The sequence below is a fragment of the Paraburkholderia fungorum genome, assembly GCF_046026025.1.
Taxonomy (GTDB): domain Bacteria; phylum Pseudomonadota; class Gammaproteobacteria; order Burkholderiales; family Burkholderiaceae; genus Paraburkholderia; species Paraburkholderia fungorum_E.
Map to the genome: position 1 here is coordinate 415745 of NZ_JAQQFL010000001.1, position 17307 is coordinate 433051.

Consider the following 17307-nt stretch of genomic DNA (forward strand, 5'->3'; position numbering starts at 1 on the left):
GAAGCTGGGAGAATGGCTGCTTCGCCACCGCTTCTGGAGAGTTTTGCCGATGCAAGTACTTCCCGCCCCCACCTTCGATGACGTACTCGACGCCGCCGCGCGTCTTGAGGGCGTCGCCCACCGCACCCCCGTTCTGACGTCGAGCACGTTCAATGAACGCACGGGCGCGTCGGTGTTCTTCAAGTGCGAAAATTTTCAACGCATGGGCGCGTTCAAGTTTCGCGGCGCCTACAACGCGATTTCACATTTCGACGCGGAGCAACGCAAAGCGGGCGTGTTGACCTACTCGTCGGGTAACCACGCGCAAGCGATCGCGCTATCGGCGCGCCTCGCCGGGATTCGCGCGACGATCATCATGCCGCACGATGCGCCCGCCGCCAAAGTCGCGGCGACCAAGGGCTATGGTGGCGAAGTGATCAGCTACGACCGCTACACCGAGAATCGCGAAGAAATCGGCCGGCGGCTCGCCGAAGAACGTGGCATGACGCTGATTCCGCCGTATGACCATCCGCATGTGATCGCGGGGCAGGGCACGGCGGTGAAGGAGCTGATCGAAGAAACCGGCCCGCTCGACATGTTGTTCGTTTGCCTTGGCGGCGGCGGATTGATTGGCGGCAGTGCATTGTCGGCGGCGGCCTTGAACCCGGGGTGCACCGTGATCGGTGTCGAGCCCGAAGCAGGCAACGACGGCCAGCAATCATTGGCGCGCGGCGAGATCGTGCATATCGACGCGCCGCGCACGATTGCCGATGGCGCTGCGGCGACGCATCTCGGTGACTACACGTTCGCGATTATTCAGAAGCTGGTCACGCAGATCGAAACGGTCAGCGACGCGCAGTTGATCGAAACCCTGCGTTTCTTCGCGCAGCGCATGAAGATCGTAGTCGAACCGACGGGATGCCTCGCGGCGGCTGCCGTGCTCAACGGCATCGTGCCGGTGAAGGGCAAACGTGTCGGCGTGGTGGTGAGCGGCGGCAACGTCGATCTGGAAAAGCTGGCGCAGTATCTGGCCTGATAGCTTTGCAACGCGCCAGGTTGCGCTCGTTGACATTGACGGAAGTGACGGAAGACGGCTCGCCTTGGCGAGCCGTTTTTTCTAGCTCGCCGCCTGTGCGGTCTGCACGATCAGATCGCGGTATCCGTTCACGATCACGCTATACGAGAAGTACGCGAACAGCAGCGCCGACAACACGTGGCACGCGCGCAGCAAACCGGTGCCGGCGCGTTTGCGCCCGTGGCTGCCGAGCCCGCAGATAAAGATCGTCCAGCATAAGCCGCCCAGGAAGAAGCCGCCGAGAAATACCGGTGCAGTCGTCGCACTGGTGGCGCCGGCTTTCGCGATTAGCGCACCGCCCACAGCGGCGAACCATAGAATCGCCGAGGGCGACGACATTGCCAGCAACATGCCGCGCAAGAAACCGCGCCGCGCGGAAAGGTGCGGCGCATTCGCGTCCGCTTCGCCGGCAACGGCTGGCGCCGAAGTCGGGAACAGCGCTTCACGCGCCATCTTCCACGTGAGAAACAGCAGGACCGCCGCGCCGCCGATCCACACAACCCAACGCACCGATTCGAATTGCAGCAGCGCGGCCATTCCCGCGAGCGCGAGCGCCGCGTACACCAGGTCGCCGAAACAGGAACCGAGGCCCAGCCAGAAGCCCGGTTTGAAGCCGTGCGACAGCGTCAGCGAAATCATCGCGACGTTGACCAGACCGATATCCAGACACAAGGACAACGACAGGAAAAAACCATCCGACATCATTGAAAAGGCATGCATCCGCGCAACTGCTCCATCAGTTTTGTTATTCAGACTTGTTCGAGCGGGAGCGATCCGGTGTGTGACGGGAGCGCTTCGATGCCGACAGAATCAGGAAATTCAAGGGCGTGAATCGAGACCGTTCTTTTACAGCCCCAACTCATTCCACAAGGTGTCGATGCGCTGTTTGACCGCGCCGGACATCTCGATTGGGCGCCCCCATTCGCGATCGGTTTCGCCGGGCCATTTGTTGGTTGCGTCGAGTCCCATCTTCGATCCGAGACCCGCTACCGGCGAGGCGAAATCCAGATAATCGATCGGAGTACGATCGACCAGCACCGTGTCGCGCGCCGGATCGATACGCGTAGTGATGGCCCAGATCACTTCTTTCCAGTCGCGGATATTCACGTCCTCGTCGACCACCACGATGAACTTCGTATACATGAATTGCCGCAGGAAGCTCCACACGCCGAACATCACGCGTTTGGCGTGGCCGGGGTAGCTCTTCTTCATCTGCACGATCGCCATCCGGTAGCTGCATCCTTCGGGCGGCAGATAGAAGTCGGTGATCTCGGTGAACTGCTTCTGTAACAGCGGCACAAACACTTCGTTGAGCGCGACGCCGAGCACCGCGGGCTCATCAGGCGGTTTGCCCGTGTAGGTGGAGTGATAGATCGCGTCGCGCCGCATCGTGATGCGCTCGACCGTGAAGACCGGAAACCACTCCTGCTCGTTGTAGTAGCCGGTGTGGTCGCCGTAGGGGCCTTCCAGCGCGTGTTCGTAAGCAGCCGACGCGCCCTTCGCCGGACGCGGCGGCGCGCCGGCGGGAGCGGGTGAGGGCGTGCCTTCCTGCGGGTAGATGAAGCCTTCCAGAACGATCTCCGCGCGCGCGGGTACCTGCAAGCCGTCGACCCCCGGCGTGATGCACTTCGCGAGCTCGGTGCGCCCGCCGCGCAGCAGCCCGGCGAACTGGTATTCGGAGAGCGTGTCGGGCACCGGTGTGACTGCGCCGAGGATGGTCGCCGGATCGGCGCCCAGCACCACCGCCACGGGATACGGCTTGCCCGGATTCTGCAGCGCGAACTCGCGGAAATCGAGTGCGCCGCCGCGATGCGCGAGCCATCGCATGATGAGTTTGTTACGTCCGATCAGTTGCTGGCGATATATGCCTAAATTTTGTCGGCTCTTGTTCGGGCCTTTTGTGACGGTCAGGCCCCATGTGATCAGCGGCCCTGCGTCACCTGGCCAGCAGGTCTGAATCGGGAGCCTGGCGAGGTCGACGTCGTTGCCTTCCCAGACGATTTCCTGGCAGGGTGGCGCGCTTACGGTTTTGGGCGCCATGTCCCAAACTGCCTTCGCGAGCGAGAACAGCTTGCCGGCGTCCTTGAGCCCCTTCGGCGGCTCCGGTTCCTTCAATGCGGACAGCAGGCGGCCGACGTCGCGCAGCGACTCGAGCGCGGCGCCATCGCCTTCGCCTGCCTGCGCGTCGACTCCCATGCCGAGCGCGACGCGGCGGGGCGTGCCGAACAGGTTGCCAAGGACTGGGAACGCGTGCTGCTGCTGGCTCTCAAACAATATCGCCGGACCGCCGGCGCGCAGTACGCGGTCGCACAGTTCGGTCATTTCCAGGACAGGCGAGACGTTTTGCGAGATGCGGCGCAGTTCACCGATCGTTTCGAGACGGCCGACAAAATCGCGCAGGTCTTTGTATTTCATCTGGTGCGGTAGAGAGCCGGGCTAGCGGCAAAAAGGTAGGGCGCCGTAGGATTTCACGACGCCAGAACGATTGTCGATTTTACCTGTGTTGGCATGCGCACGTAGATTGGCCAAATCGCCTGCTTCGGACGGCGTAATTGAGATAGCTCAAGAGGCGCGCGCCATGCGGTTTTGAACGGACTGAACACTGTTCATTATTACAATTAGTTATACATTTGCCTATCTATAGTGTTGACGATCTATAAAACCCTGCATAGAATCCGTCCACATTGGTTGCAGGGCGTGAACCTTTTTACCACTGCCCCAGGTCCCTTTTGACGCAACGCGTCACCGTTTACCGACCCCCTGCACGGTATCTGACGGCCTTACTGAAGTCCTCGCCAGCGCCAACTGACGCTGGTTTTTCGCGTGGGAGCCCCCGCCTGCATGTTTTTTTGGCATGCCGCGGACATCTTTTGAAGATGGCTCCCCACAAACGGTATGTACCGTTTTCCCGACGTCGCTGCTGCCCTAACCAGACAGAGCGCGCGATGTCTTGATTCTGCGAGCGTGTGTTACCGCCTGTTCAACGGGCGGGGTTCGTGGATCATGCAACATGGGAGATCTGAATGAACGCCTGGTTATCGTGGCGTCCCGATGAACGTATCGCGCAAGTTGTGCGTGGTGCGTTGCGACGCGGGACGCGAATGAGTCATCACCTGTTCAGCATCGTCGGCGGTATCGCTGTCGTGCTGGCACTCGCGCTGTGGCTGATGCCCACCTGGCGCGGCACCCTTGCCGCCAGGTTGATGCCGGTTATTTCCGCCGCTGTGCAAGCCGGTCCCGCCCGTCTGCTGCAGGGCCACCCGCTGCCGGCCTTCGGGCCGCCTGGCGCGTCTTCTGACGACTCGCTGTCGTCGAATTCGACCGGTAGCGACACCGCTAGCGGCACGAACGGCGGCGCCACCGTCAGCAACACCAGCTACGACGGCGCCTTTGACGGCAGCGGCACATCCGGTATGGGCGTGGCGGCATTGAACGGCCTCGACCCGCGCACCATGCAGAGCGTCTCAGCGCTGGCCCGGCTGATCCCGGCGCAGCGCGTTTCGGCCGACGCACGCGACGATCGCGTGCTGGTCTCGACCCGCGAGCAGGATCTGGTTGCGTCCTACCTGGCGCGGCGCTATCGCGTCGCTCAGGAGCCCGTTAGCGAGCTCGTGAAGGCTGCGTTCGACACCGGCCGCGAAGTCGGTCTCGATCCGCTTCTCCTGCTGTCCGTGATGGCTATCGAATCGGGTTTCAACCCGTACGCCGAGAGCGGCGTGGGCGCGCAGGGCCTGATGCAGGTAATGTCCAAGGTTCACTCGGACAAATTCCAGTATTTCGGTGGACAGAGCGCCGCGCTCGAACCGGTTGCGAACATCAAGGTGGGCGCGCTGGTGCTGAAGGATTGCATCGCACGCGGCGGTTCGCTGCCGGGCGGCCTGCGTCTCTACGTCGGCTCGACCTCGCAGGACGACGGCGGCTACGGCGCCAAGGTGATGGCCGAGCGTGGCCGTCTGCGCGATGTGGCGCGTGGCCGCAAGGTGCCGATCAATGCACCGCAGGCTCCGGTTATCACGGCGTCGAACACGGCTCCGGCGACGGCTGCTACGGGCTCGGCTAATGGCAAGCGCGTGCAGATGACGCTCGATGCGGGTCATCCGCTGAGCGCGGCAACGCCGGTGAAGACGCCGGTGTCCGAGCAGGACGACGCCAGCTCCAACGCGCCCAAGCACGTGGCGTCGGCTTCGGAGCTGGGTGCCTGAGTTTGGCGTAACCCAGTTCAGCGGGGCACGAAAGCGGCTGGTATGAAAAAAGGACACCCTTGGGTGTCCTTTTTCCTTTTGTGGGGCTGCTCACAAGCCGCAGCCCTTATGCCGGGCCGCCGGCCCGGTCAGTGCCGGCCGAAGAGCTTCGCGAGCCGCTCGACCGCTTCTTCCAGTTTCGGCAAGGCGGTGGCATACGATAGCCGGATGTAGTCCTTTGGTGCGTGCGTGCCGAAGTCCATACCCGGCACCAGCACCACACCCGCGTCATGCAGCATTGCCCTGGTTAGCGCCGCGCTGTCTCCGGCCGCCTGATGCGCGACCGTCCGGCAGTCGGCGTACACATAGAACGCGCCGTCGGGCATCACCGGCACCGAGAAGCCCAGCGATTCGAGCGCGGGCGCAATGAAGTCGCGGCGGCGCTTGAATTCCAGGCGGCGCGCTTCGTAGATCGCGATAGTTTCCGGCTCGAAGCAGGCCAGCGCCGCATGTTGCGCGAGCGCCGACGCGCAGATGAACAGGTTCTGCGCGAGCTTTTCGAGCGCGCCGACCATGCCGGGCGGTACCACCAGCCAGCCCAAACGCCAGCCGGTCATGTTGAAGTACTTTGAGAAGCTGTTGACGGTGATGACGTCGTCACCGAACGAGAGCGCCGAGACAGGCTTGGCGTCGTAGCTCAGGCCCTGGTAGATCTCGTCGACGATCGTAAAGCCACCACGCGCCCGCACAGCCTTGACGATGCGTTCGAGCTCGGCGGGTTCGATCGACGTGCCGGTCGGGTTCGACGGCGATGCCAGCAGCACACCGCGGGTGCGTTCGTTCCAGAGGCGCTCGACGTCGGCGGCGGTCAGCTGGAAGCGCTCGGCCGGCCCGCTCGGCACCATGACCGGCTTGCCTTCGGCTGCTATCACGAAGTGACGGTTGCACGGGTAGCACGGGTCGGGCATCAGCACTTCATCGTCGCGATCGACCAGCGCCGCGCAAGCCAGAAGCAGCGCGGCGGACGCACCGGCGGTGACGACGATTCGCGCCGGATCGACGCTGACGCCGTAGACCTCGACGTAATGCGCTGAGATCGCCTCGCGCAGCGCGTGCAAACCGAGTGCGTTGGTGTATTGCGTGACGCCGCGGCGCAGGGCGTTCGCGGCCGCTTCGATGACCGGGTCGGGCGCGGTGAAATCGGGTTCGCCGATGCCCATGTGAATGATGTCGCGCCCATCGCGCTCGAGCAGCGCGGCCTCCTTGGCCAGTTCCATCACATAGAACGGCTGGATGGCGTCGACGCGGGCAGCAAGCCGCATCAAGGGTTCGGTCACGGAATTCATACGATCAAATCCAGTTCAGAAGCAAAAGCAGGACGGCGCATGGCACATGGATGGGCTCATGTGCGCTGCGGCGTCCTTGTAAGCGCCCGGCTGTGTGGGGCTGTGGCATGGAGCAGGCGCGTGATCAGGTCACGCGCCGTATTCTCAATGCTTGCGGGCTGCCTGTGTTTCAGCGGCGCGCAGTTGCGCCGACAGTTTGTCCAGCACGCCATTCACGTACTTATAGCCGTCCGCGCCGCCAAATGTCTTGGCGAGCTCGACCGCTTCGTTGATGACCACGCGGTAGGGAATGTCGACGTGATTCTTCAACTCGAACGCTGCGACCAGCAGCACGGCGCGTTCAACCGGTGAAAGCTGGTCGATCGGGCGGTCGAGACACGGCGCGATATCCGCGGAAAGCGCTTCCGAATCGCGGATCACGCCGTGCAGGATGGCGTCCAGATGTTCATGGTCGGCCTTGTCGAAGCCTTGCGCGCCGCGCAACTGCGCGTCGATTTCACCGCCGGGCGAACCCGACAGCAGCCACTGATAAAGTCCCTGCGTGGCCAGTTCGCGGGAGCGTCGGCGTGCGCTCTTCATGCCTCTTCCTCTTCTTCGTCTTCTTCTTCGTCGTCACCGCCGAGTTGTTCGAGCGCGACGGCGAGATTGGCCATTTCGACGGCCACGCGTGCTGCGTCACGACCCTTTTCGGTCATGCGCGCGACGGCTTGCTCGTCGTTTTCCGTAGTCAGTACGGCGTTCGCGACCGGAATGCCGAAGTCGAGGCCGATACGCGTGATGCCCGCGCCGCTTTCGTTCGACACCAGCTCGAAGTGGTACGTCTCGCCGCGAATCACCGCGCCCAGCGCGATCAGTGCGTCGAATTGCGCGCTTTCGGCGAGTTTTTGCAAAGCCAGCGGGATTTCCAGCGCGCCCGGCACGGTGACCAGCAGCACGTCTTCGCCGGTTACGCCGAGGCGTTCAAGTTCTTCAATGCACGAATCCGCGAGACCGTTGCAGACGGGTTCGTTAAAACGAGCTTGAACGATGCCGATACGCAGTCCGTCGCCGTCGAGATTCGGTTGGTATTGTCCGATTTCCATGTGAATTCCGTAGTGTTTTGAGTGGGCGCCTAAGCGCGTGAATGGTCGGATCAGCCTTGTTGCGGCGGCTGTGCGGTGCTGCCCGGCATGGGTACGAAGCCGGTGACTTCGAGGCCGTAGCCTGACATGCTGCCCAGCTTGCGCGGGTTCGACAGCACCTGCATTTTCCCGACGCCGAGCTCGCGAAGAATCTGCGCGCCGATGCCGTACGTCTTGAAGTCGACCGGTCGGCGTTTGAGCGCCTCGGCTTTCTCTTTCGAGTCGAACGCCTTGAACACGTCGACCAGATGCTCCTTCGAATCGCCGCAGTTCAACAGCACGATCACACCGAGGTCGCGCTGGGCGATCTCTTTCATGGCCGCATCCAGCGTCCAGGAGTGAGTCGACTTGCCGACTTCGAGCAGATCCAGCATTGACAGCGGTTCGTGCACGCGCACCAGTGTCTCGTGCTCCGGATCCGGCGTGCCGCGCACCAGCGCGATGTGCGGCTGGCCGCTCGGCTGGTCGAGATACATCACCGCGCGGAACGCGCCGTGCGCGGTTTGCATGGTGCGTTCGCAAATACGTTCGACGATCGATTCGGTACGGCTGCGGTAGTGGATCAGATCCGCGATCGTGCCGATTTTCAGATCGTGCTCGCTGGCGAACTCCATCAGGTCCGGCAGGCGCGCCATCGTGCCGTCGTCCTTGATGACTTCGCAGATCACCGCGGCCGGCGTAAGGCCCGCCAGCGCGGTGAAATCGCAGCCGGCCTCCGTGTGGCCGGCGCGCACCAGCACGCCGCCGGGCTGCGCCATGATCGGAAACACGTGTCCCGGCTGCACGATATGGTCGGCCTTGGCGTCCGGCGCGACCGCCGTCGCGATCGTGCGGGCGCGGTCGGCCGCCGAAATGCCGGTGGTCACGCCTTCCGCGGCTTCGATGCTGACGGTGAACGCGGTGCCGTACTGCGTGCCGTTGCGATAAGTCATGAGCGGCAGGTTCAGCAGCTTGCAGCGTTCCTGCGTGAGCGTCAGGCAGATCAGGCCGCGGCCGTAGCGGGCCATGAAGTTGATCGCTTCCGGCGTGACAAATTCGGCGGCGATCACGAGGTCGCCCTCGTTTTCGCGGTCTTCTTCGTCGACGAGGATCACCATCCGGCCTGCTTTCAGTTCGGCAATGATCTCTTGAGTGGAGGCGAGCGTCATGTTGGCGGAATTTTTCGAAGAAAGCGCGTATTTTACGCCACGCGCGCCCTCAAGTCGCCTGGGATGGACGGCATAGGCCGTTTGGCCGACTGGTGTTGCGCCACCCGGCGCCGGTATGCTCGATCAAACGATGGGCTTAACGGCCGGGCGCAAGCCGGCTAGTCGGCCAGCGCTGACAGCAACTGATTCTTGACGATCGCGGTCGCCAGCGGCTGCCGGCCGAACTCGTACCAGCCAATGTGCCGGCGCCATGTGGTGCCGGGAATCGGTTTCACGTACAGCAGCGGATCGTCATCCCACGCCGCGTGCCGCAGGCGCGGCACGATCGATATCCCTACGTTTTGCCGCACCAGATCGGCAATCGCGGCAATGGAGTTCATTTCCAGCACCAGATTGACCTCTACGCGCAAGCGGCGCAGCAAGCTGGTGACATGCGCGCCGGTGAGCGATGCCGCTTCGAAGCCGATGAACGGGAAGCGCTTGAGCAGTGAGGCCACCGGCGCGTCGGCCGGTGCAATCGCCGGATTGGCCAGCAGCACAAGGGGTTCGTCGTACAGACGTTCCCATAATTCGGGCAGCGTGGTTGCCCTCGGCTCGCTGATGATCACCGCCGCGTCGATCTCGCCGGCGCGCACCTGGCGTTCCAGGTCCGGGGTGCTGCCATGCGTGAGGCGCACGTTCAGGCCAGGGTAAGACACCTTCAGGCGGATCACGTTTGCGGCGAGAAAGCCCATCGAAGAAACGGTCGAACCGATGGTGATCGAACCTTCGAAGCTGCGCTGGTCGGCCACGCCGCGCAGCAGCGAATCGTAGGCGGCGACTACGGCGCGTGCCTGCTCGATGATCGAGCGGCCGGCGTCGTTCAACTGGATGCTGCGTCCGCTGCGGTTGAACAATTGCCGCTGGCATACGCGCTCCAGCGTACGCATCTGGGCGCCGACGGCCGCGTGCGTGAGCGCCATGCGATCGGCTGCGGCCGCCATGGTGCCGTGTTTCTCGATCGCGAGAAACGTCCGGAGCATCCGGATTTCACTCATGTAAAAACCTCCTGAAGGGCAACCGGGAAGGGCGCAAACCACGCGCTTTCCTGATGTCGCGGTGCGTTGCATGATCACATGATACGAAAAAAAATCTTTCCTTTGCGACAATAAAATAACGCTTTTTATTTTATTTCTCGCGCCCGAGAATCGCTTCATCAAGTCGAACCGACGCCAGCGGCGCGCACGCGTAGCGGACCGGGCGCAGTGCCCGCAGTTAGCCCCCATCGCTACCTTTGACGCGTTTGACCGGCTCGGTGCTTTCCAGGGTGAGGAGTCCCACACGATGTCGCAAATCCAGCAATTTCCTTTTGTCAGTGTGTCCGGCAAGCCGTATGAGCGCGGCGTGCAATACGGCCGCGCGGTCGCCGCGCGCGTGCATCTGAGCGCCTCCCGATACGGGCAGACGTTGCGCAAGATCGGTTACAGCGAAGCGTCGCAGTTGGCGCTGATCCGCTCGCTCGAACAGGCTATCGGTGAGTTTCAGCCGGCGTATCTTGAAGAAATGCGCGGTATTGCTGCGGGCGCCGAGGTGTCTTACGAGGACGTCGTGATGATCAACGCCCGTACCGAGGTGCTGGCGAAGGCGCGGGTGGAAAAGACGATGCCCGCCGACGCCGAGGACGAAGACGGCTGCACCGGCGTGCTGGTGCTGCCGTCGCGTTCGGCGACCGGGCAGTTGATTCACGCGCAGAACTGGGACTGGAAAGCCGATTGCGTCGATACCGGTATCGTTTTGCGTGTGCGCAACGACGACGGTCCCGACTTTCTGACATTCGTCGAGGCAGGGGGCCTCGCGCGCAGCGGGCTGAATGCCGCGGGCGTGTCGATCACGGCGAATTATCTCGAGTCCGACCGCGACTATACGCAGCTCGGCGTGCCTCTTTCGCTTCTGCGCCGGCGCGTGCTTGAAGAACCGGTGTTCTCCAACGCGTTGCGCGTGATCGCCACGACGCCGAAATCCTGCTCGAACAACATCATGCTCGGCATGGCCGAGGGCTTCGGCATCGATTTCGAGTGCGCGCCGGACGAGGCTTTCCCGATCTATCCGGGCGACGATCAGCTGATCGTGCACGCGAACCACTGGATGAGCCCGGTCGCCCGCACCAGGCTGCGCGACACGGGTTGCGAGAACTCGCCGGACAGCTATTACCGCGACTGGCGCGTGCGCCAATTGCTGAACGCGGCGCCCAAGGTGGACCGCAACGCGGTTAAGGCTGCGTTGTTCGATGCGTTCGGCACGCCCTACTCGGTGTGCCGTCCGCCGCGCATGGGCACGCGCCACACGATGACGGCGACGGTTGCGATGATCGTCATGCAGCCGGGCAACGGCGAGATGGATGTCGCGCCATTGCCCGCACTCAATCGGATCTTCACCCGTTACAGCCTCGCGCACGAGCCGCTGCACGAAGCAGCGTGAACGGCCGTTGCCCGCGCGCCCGGCATCCGGCTGGGCACCCACGATATGTTTGAGTCAGTGTTGGAGGAATGACAGATGTTCGATATTGCCGAGAAACCGTCCAGTCCCGGTCACGAGAAAGCAACGGCGCTGTACGACCTGGACTCGACCACGGTATATGCCAGCAGGCACGATCCCCGTTTTCCCTACGCGCTGTATGTGCCGCACGAAATACTGGCGTCCGATAACGATGTCGAGCTGGTCGTCGTGATGCACGGCACGGGGCGGCAATTCACGCAATACCGCGATGCATTCGCTCCATTTGGCCGCTGGAACCGCTGCATCGTGCTGTGCCCGCTCTTTCCGGTGGGCGTGTGCGGCGATGACAATCGCAACGGTTTTAAGCGTCTGATCGAAGGCGATATCCGCTACGACAAGGTGCTGCTGGACATGGTGAGCGAAGTCGGCGAGCGTTACGGCAAACGTTTCGACAAATTCGCGCTGTTCGGCTATTCGGGCGGCGGACAGTACGTCAACCGCTTTGCCTATGTTCATCCCGAGCGTCTGTGGGCGGCGTCCATCGGCGCGCCGGGCAATGTCACCGTGCTCGATCAATCGAAAGACTGGTGGCTGGGTGTCGGCGGTTTCGAGCGGCACTTCGGCAAGCCGTTCGACCTGGCAGCGTTGAAGCGCGTTCCGATGCAGATGGTGGTGGGCCGGGCGGATCTCGAAACCTGGGAAATCACGGTGCACGAGGACAGCCCGATGTATTTGCCGGGTATCAACGACGCGGGGGCGACACGACGGGATCGGCTCAGGACGCTCAAGGCATCGTTCGAGGCGACCGGCATCCAGGTGCGCTTTGACGAACTGGACAATATCGCGCACAACGGCATGCAGGTCGTCGAGGTGGTTCAGGACTTTTTTGCGCGGATACTGCGCGAGATGCGCGTCGGAGAATAAAAACATGCATACCGACAGCGAGGAGACAAAAATCCGGAAAGTCATCGTTTCGACCGTGATTGGCGGCACGTTCGAATGGTTCGACTTCATGGTGTACGGCTATTTCTCGGGCATGATCGCGCGGGCGTTTTTTGGCGGCGCCGGTCGCGACGAGTCATTGCTGCTGACGTTCGCGACGTTTGCCGTCGGGTTTCTGGTAAGACCGATCGGTGGCGTCGTCATGGGCATGTACGCGGACCGTGCCGGACGCGTCAAGGCGCTGTCGTGGATCATGGTAGCGATGTCGGTGGGTTCGCTTTTGCTGGGTCTGACGCCGGGCTCCGCGACACTGGGGCTCGCCGCGCCGATCCTGGTGGTGATCGGCCGGCTCGTGCAAGGCTTCGCGGTCGGTGCGCAATTTGCACTGTCGTCGGTGACGATTTACGAAGTCGCGCCCCCGGGCAAGAAGATGTTCTACGGCAGTTTCAACATGCTGTCGTTGGGCATCGCGGCGATGTTGTCCTCGGGGTGCAGCTATTTACTGTCGAAGCATCTGTCGCATGCCGAGATGGCGGCATGGGGATGGCGCGTGCCGTTCCTGATCGGCGCACTGGTCGGGCCGCTGGGTTTTTACATCCGGCATCACGTCGCGGAGTCTGACGAATTTCATCGCATGCAGGCGCGTCCGGCTGCTCGGGCGCCCCTGGGCCAGCGTATGCGCGAATTCATCCGCGAGAATGGAGACGCGCTCGTCTGCGCCATGGGCGTGATGATCGCCGGTACTTCGCTGAACTACGTATGGAATGCGTATTTGCCGAATTATGCGCAGTACCAGTTGCATCTGTCGCTGAGTTCTTCGCTGCAAGCGGTGTTCGTCACGAGCATCATGGCGTGCGTGCTCTCGCCGGTATTCGGCAAGCTGGCGGATCGTATCGGCGCCTACCGGCTGTTCTGCTTCTTTATTGCCGGCTGGCTGACGTGTGTGTTTCCGCTGTTCTGGTATTTGCTGGACTCGCCGACAGAATCGAGACTGATGGTGGTGCAGTTGATTGGCATGCTGTTTGTGACGCTGCAAGGGGCGGCGCATCCGGGGATGCTGGTGCAGATCTTCACGGTGCAGGGCCGTTCGACCGGTGTGGCGATCTCGTATAACACTGCTGTGATGCTGTTTGGCGGCCTGTCGCCTTTGTACATTTCGGTGGTGGCGCGCTTCACGGACGCCCATTTCATTCCGCCGAGCTATCTGTTCGGCACCAGCTTGCTGGCAATCACGCTCGTGCTGATCTCGCGCACGGGGCGCCGGGTGTTGAAGGAGGACCGTCTGGCACGGCGAGGCGGTGCTGCGTTGGCCACCAGTGAAGCGGGGCGAACCTGAACGGGTCGCATGGCGCGTGGCCTGGTTGAACGGCACGCAACCGTGCGATAGGGCATAACTGCGGCATTCCAGGGCCGTGACGGTATGGTTGTCGTGCAGGCCGACGACCATACCATCACCCAATCGCAGATTCAGTTGCCTTTAGTGAGATCACGGCAAGATCGTGGACTCCCCAGCAGCCAAATCACTTCAAAGATTGCTGGCCTTCCTGTGACGTGTTCAACATCCGCTCCACATACCGCGCAATCAGATCGATTTCCAGATTGACCGGCGAACCCTCGCGCAAATTCTTTAGCGACGTCACCTGCACCGTGTGCGGAATCAGGTTGATCGAAAACTCGCAGCCGTCGTCACGATCTTTAACCGAGTTGACGGTCAGGCTCACGCCGTTGACGGTAATCGAGCCTTTGTAAGCCAGATAGCGGCCGATCTCGCGCGGCGCCAGCACGCGCAGTTCGTGCGATTCGCCGACCGGCGCAAAATGCGTGACCGTGCCGAGGCCGTCCACGTGACCGGAGACGATATGGCCGCCGAGCCGGTCATGCGCGCGCAGCGCCTTCTCGAGATTGACTTCGCCGGGATCGCCCAGGCCCGCCGTACAGTTCAGGCTTTCGCGCGACACGTCGACTTCGAACGAATGCGCCGTTTTTGCCACGACCGTCATGCAGGCGCCCTGGATCGTGATGCTGTCGCCGAGCTGGACGTCGTCGAGATCGAGACCGCCCGCTTCAACGTTCAGGCGCACGCCCGCGTCCCCATCCGTGCCGAGGGGTTTGACTGATTCGATGCGGCCCACCGCCGCGACGATTCCTGTAAACATCGTGCTAATCCTTGATCAATTCGAAGTTGGTTGGGGTGCGGGCCCGGTCCCGGCATCGGTTGCCGGTTGCGGCACGGAGCGGGGCACGAAGCGCGCGAGAATCCGCAGATCGTCGCCGATCCGGTCGACCGCGTGGAAATTCAGTTGTGTACGGCCTTCGAGCGTTTCCGGCGCGCTCAGATTGAACATGCTCATCGAATCCACGCCGAGCAGGCTAGGCGCGAGATAGACCAGCAGCTCGTCGACGCAGCCTTCGCGCAGCAACGAACCGTTCAGCTTGTAGCCCGCCTCGACGTGCAGTTCGTTCACGTTGCGCTCGCCGAGCACTTTCAGCATGGCAGGCAGATCGACCTTGCCGGCCGCGTTCGCCAGCTGCACGATCTCCGCGCCGCGCTCGCGCAGCGCGCTGGCGCGTTCGGCATGGCGCTCATCGAGGTTGCCGCAGAAAATCAGCGTGGGCGCGCCGGCCAGAATCTGCGCTTCGGGCGGCACGTCGAGCTGGGCGTCGATCAGCACGCGTTGCGGCTGGCGCGGTGTGTCGACAGCGCGCACGGTCATGCGCGGATCGTCTTCCCTGACGGTGCCGATGCCCGTCAGGATGGCCGACGCGCGGGCGCGCCACGCGTGACCGTCGGCGCGCGCCGCTTCGCCGGTAATCCATTGGCTGGCGCCCGACGGCAAGCCAGTGCGGCCGTCCAGCGAGGCGGCCACTTTCATGCGGACCCACGGGCGGCCGCGCGTCATGCGCGACACGAAGCCGATGTTCAATTCGTGCGCTTCGTTGGCAAGCAACCCGCAACGCACTTCAATGCCGGCGTCGCGCAGCATCTTGAGGCCACGTCCGGAGACTTGCGGATTGGGATCTTCCATTGCCGCCACCACGCGTTCGACCTGCGCTTCGATCAGCGCATTCGCGCACGGCGGCGTGCGGCCGAAATGGCTGCACGGCTCGAGTGTCACGTAGGCCGTGGCGCCGCGCAGATCATGGCCGCGCGAACGCGCGTCTTTCAACGCGCGCACTTCGGCGTGATCCTGGCCGGCCGGTTGCGTGAAGCCTTCGCCGATCACCTCGCCGTTCTTGACCAGTACGCAGCCGACGCGCGGATTCGGGTCGGTCGTGTACATGCCGCGCTTGGCCAGCGCGAGCGCGCGTTCCATATGGACGAAGTCGGTTTGCGAAAACATCGGTATCCGGTCGGGTGCGGTGACTAGGCAGTATTGGGTTTCGGCGGGTTCCGTGTCACGCCGGTCTCAGGCTGCGAGCGAGGCGAACGCGCCGCGCGCCGCGTCGATCGTGGCGTCGATGATCGCGTCGTCGTGCGCGATCGAAACAAAGCCCGCTTCATAGGCCGACGGCGCGAAGTACACACCCGCGTCGAGCATCTTGTGGAAGAACGCATTGAAGCGCGGCACATCGCTCTTCGTGACTTCGGCGAAGCTGGTCGGGACCGACTCGGTGAAGTAGAGGCCGAACATGCCGCCGAGCGAATCGGCCGCGAACGGCACCTTCGCTTCGCGTGCGACGCTGGCGAGGCCTTGCGCGAGGCGCGTGGTGCGAGCCGTGAGCGTGTCGTAGAAGCCCGGCGCCTGAATCAGTTGCAATGTCTTCAGGCCCGCGGCGACCGCGATCGGATTACCTGATAAGGTGCCCGCCTGATAGACGCCGCCAAGCGGTGCGAGGTGAGCCATGATGTCGCGCCGGCCGCCGAAGGCCGCCGCCGGCATGCCTCCGCCGATCACCTTGCCCAGACACGTCAAATCCGGCGTGATGCCATAGACCTCTTGCGCGCCACCCAGGGCGACGCGGAAACCGCACATCACTTCGTCGAAAATCAGTACCGAGCCATACTCGGTGCACAGGCGCCGCAAGGCTTGCAGGAATTCGGGCGTGGCGCGCACGAGGTTCATGTTGCCCGCCACCGGCTCGACGATCACCGAAGCGATCTCGTTGCCGAACGCCTTGAACGCTTCTTCGAGTTCAGCGACGTTGTTGTACTCGAGCACTGTGGTGTGCTTGGCGATATCGACCGGCACGCCCGCCGAAGTCGGATTGCCGAACGTGAGCAGGCCTGAGCCGGCTTTGACCAGCAGGCTGTCCGCGTGGCCGTGATAGCAGCCTTCGAACTTGACGATGCGGCTGCGGTTCGTGAAGCCGCGCGCGAGACGCAGCGCGCTCATGGTCGCCTCGGTGCCGCTCGATACCATGCGGACCTGTTCGATCGACGGCACCAGCTTGCAGATTTCTTCCGCGATTTCGATTTCGGATTCGGTCGGGGCGCCGAAGGAGAAGCCGTTGGCCAGTACTCGCTGGACGGCTTCCAGCACTTCCGGGTGGACGTGGCCGAGGATCATCGGGCCCCACGAGCCGATGTAGTCGGTATAGCGTTGGCCGTCCGCGTCCCAGAAGTAAGGGCCTTGCGCACGCTCGATGAAGCGCGGGGTGCCGCCTACAGAACGGAATGCACGGACCGGCGAGTTCACGCCGCCAGGGATGGTGCGCTGCGCGCGCTCGAAGAGGGTTTCGTTCTTGGACATGGCGATGGCTGGGATTTGGGTTGCGCAGCGGCGCGCGGGCTGTGGTTCTTGCGCTTCGCGCGGCGCTGTTTGGTTGGTGGGGAAATTGTACCGGAGTCGGCGGGAAGGGGTTTTTGGCTTGCTTACTTGCCCGGGGGTGGCTGGCTCTTGTGGCTTTCCTTGCTTTGTTAGTGGTCTATTAGCGTTGCCCCTGTGCGGGGCGGCACCTACTTTTCTTTGCCTGCCGCAAAGCAAAGTAGGCAAAAGAAAGCGGCTCAAACCGCTAATTCTTAAGCGGGTCCCCCGCGCAGCCACGGTAGTGGTGCATCTGGAATCCGTGCTCCCGCACACTCCGCGTCGGTGACACAGC

Annotated in this window: 15 protein-coding genes; 5 read left to right on the top strand and 10 right to left on the bottom strand. The window is 62.9% G+C overall.

Annotation, left to right across the window (positions count from 1 at the left end; all coding sequences use genetic code 11):
- Window positions 1-49: 49 nt before the first annotated feature.
- The gene (locus PQR67_RS01910; RefSeq protein WP_408453666.1) at window positions 50-1015 is read left to right on the top strand and encodes a threo-3-hydroxy-L-aspartate ammonia-lyase; all 966 of its coding nucleotides are present in this window, start codon (window positions 50-52) and stop codon (window positions 1013-1015) included.
- A gap of 81 nt (window positions 1016-1096) precedes the next feature.
- On the opposite strand, the gene PQR67_RS01915 is transcribed toward PQR67_RS01910, so the two are convergent.
- Window positions 1097-1774: a LysE family translocator gene (locus PQR67_RS01915; RefSeq protein WP_408453669.1), complete on the bottom strand. Its 678-nt coding sequence runs from the start codon at window positions 1772-1774 to the stop codon at window positions 1097-1099.
- Between the two features lie 126 nt (window positions 1775-1900).
- The gene (locus tag PQR67_RS01920; RefSeq protein WP_408453672.1) at window positions 1901-3469 is read right to left on the bottom strand and encodes a UbiD family decarboxylase; all 1569 of its coding nucleotides are present in this window, start codon (window positions 3467-3469) and stop codon (window positions 1901-1903) included.
- A 608-nt stretch (window positions 3470-4077) separates the two neighbouring features.
- On the opposite strand from PQR67_RS01920, the gene PQR67_RS01925 reads away from it, so the two are divergent.
- On the top strand, window positions 4078-5256 hold the full coding sequence (locus PQR67_RS01925; protein ID WP_408453675.1) for a transglycosylase SLT domain-containing protein: 1179 nt from the start codon (window positions 4078-4080) through the stop codon (window positions 5254-5256).
- Between the two features lie 128 nt (window positions 5257-5384).
- On the opposite strand, the gene PQR67_RS01930 is transcribed toward PQR67_RS01925, so the two are convergent.
- The 5 genes from PQR67_RS01930 to PQR67_RS01950 all read right to left on the bottom strand — a co-directional run bounded on the left by PQR67_RS01930 (window position 5385) and on the right by PQR67_RS01950 (window position 9887).
- Window positions 5385-6581: a pyridoxal phosphate-dependent aminotransferase gene (locus PQR67_RS01930; protein WP_408453678.1), complete on the bottom strand. Its 1197-nt coding sequence runs from the start codon at window positions 6579-6581 to the stop codon at window positions 5385-5387.
- A 144-nt stretch (window positions 6582-6725) separates the two neighbouring features.
- Window positions 6726-7160: a transcription antitermination factor NusB gene (gene nusB / locus PQR67_RS01935; RefSeq protein WP_054037337.1), complete on the bottom strand. Its 435-nt coding sequence runs from the start codon at window positions 7158-7160 to the stop codon at window positions 6726-6728.
- A complete protein-coding gene (gene ribH, locus PQR67_RS01940; RefSeq protein ID WP_006050161.1) occupies window positions 7157-7663 on the bottom strand; it encodes a 6,7-dimethyl-8-ribityllumazine synthase in 507 nt (168 codons plus the stop codon). The genes nusB and ribH overlap by 4 nt, the downstream gene beginning before the upstream one ends.
- A gap of 50 nt (window positions 7664-7713) precedes the next feature.
- Window positions 7714-8850 (bottom strand): bifunctional 3,4-dihydroxy-2-butanone-4-phosphate synthase/GTP cyclohydrolase II, encoded by a 1137-nt coding sequence (ribBA, locus tag PQR67_RS01945; RefSeq protein WP_408453680.1) that lies wholly within the window; start codon window positions 8848-8850, stop codon window positions 7714-7716.
- A gap of 158 nt (window positions 8851-9008) precedes the next feature.
- On the bottom strand, window positions 9009-9887 hold the full coding sequence (locus PQR67_RS01950; protein WP_408453683.1) for a LysR family transcriptional regulator: 879 nt from the start codon (window positions 9885-9887) through the stop codon (window positions 9009-9011).
- 286 nt (window positions 9888-10173) lie between these two features.
- Between PQR67_RS01950 and PQR67_RS01955 the strand changes: the two genes are divergently transcribed.
- From PQR67_RS01955 to PQR67_RS01965, 3 genes are all read left to right on the top strand, one after another.
- The gene (locus PQR67_RS01955) at window positions 10174-11307 is read left to right on the top strand and encodes a C45 family autoproteolytic acyltransferase/hydrolase (RefSeq protein ID WP_408453686.1); all 1134 of its coding nucleotides are present in this window, start codon (window positions 10174-10176) and stop codon (window positions 11305-11307) included.
- A gap of 75 nt (window positions 11308-11382) precedes the next feature.
- Complete coding sequence (locus PQR67_RS01960; RefSeq protein WP_408453689.1) at window positions 11383-12249, top strand: alpha/beta hydrolase; 867 nt, start codon at window positions 11383-11385, stop codon at window positions 12247-12249.
- A gap of 4 nt (window positions 12250-12253) precedes the next feature.
- On the top strand, window positions 12254-13603 hold the full coding sequence (locus tag PQR67_RS01965; protein ID WP_408453692.1) for an MFS transporter: 1350 nt from the start codon (window positions 12254-12256) through the stop codon (window positions 13601-13603).
- Window positions 13604-13787: 184 nt separating this feature from the next.
- Here PQR67_RS01965 and PQR67_RS01970 read toward each other — a convergent pair whose 3' ends face one another.
- The 3 genes from PQR67_RS01970 to hemL all read right to left on the bottom strand — a co-directional run bounded on the left by PQR67_RS01970 (window position 13788) and on the right by hemL (window position 16958).
- Window positions 13788-14423, bottom strand: coding sequence for a riboflavin synthase (locus PQR67_RS01970; protein WP_408453696.1), 636 nt, complete (start codon window positions 14421-14423; stop codon window positions 13788-13790).
- 15 nt (window positions 14424-14438) lie between these two features.
- The gene (gene ribD, locus PQR67_RS01975; RefSeq protein WP_408453699.1) at window positions 14439-15608 is read right to left on the bottom strand and encodes a bifunctional diaminohydroxyphosphoribosylaminopyrimidine deaminase/5-amino-6-(5-phosphoribosylamino)uracil reductase RibD; all 1170 of its coding nucleotides are present in this window, start codon (window positions 15606-15608) and stop codon (window positions 14439-14441) included.
- A gap of 66 nt (window positions 15609-15674) precedes the next feature.
- Window positions 15675-16958 carry a glutamate-1-semialdehyde 2,1-aminomutase gene (gene hemL, locus PQR67_RS01980; RefSeq protein WP_408453702.1) on the bottom strand — a complete coding sequence of 428 codons (1284 nt, stop codon included), beginning with the start codon at window positions 16956-16958 and terminating at the stop codon, window positions 15675-15677.
- Between the last annotated feature and the right edge of the window lie 349 nt (window positions 16959-17307).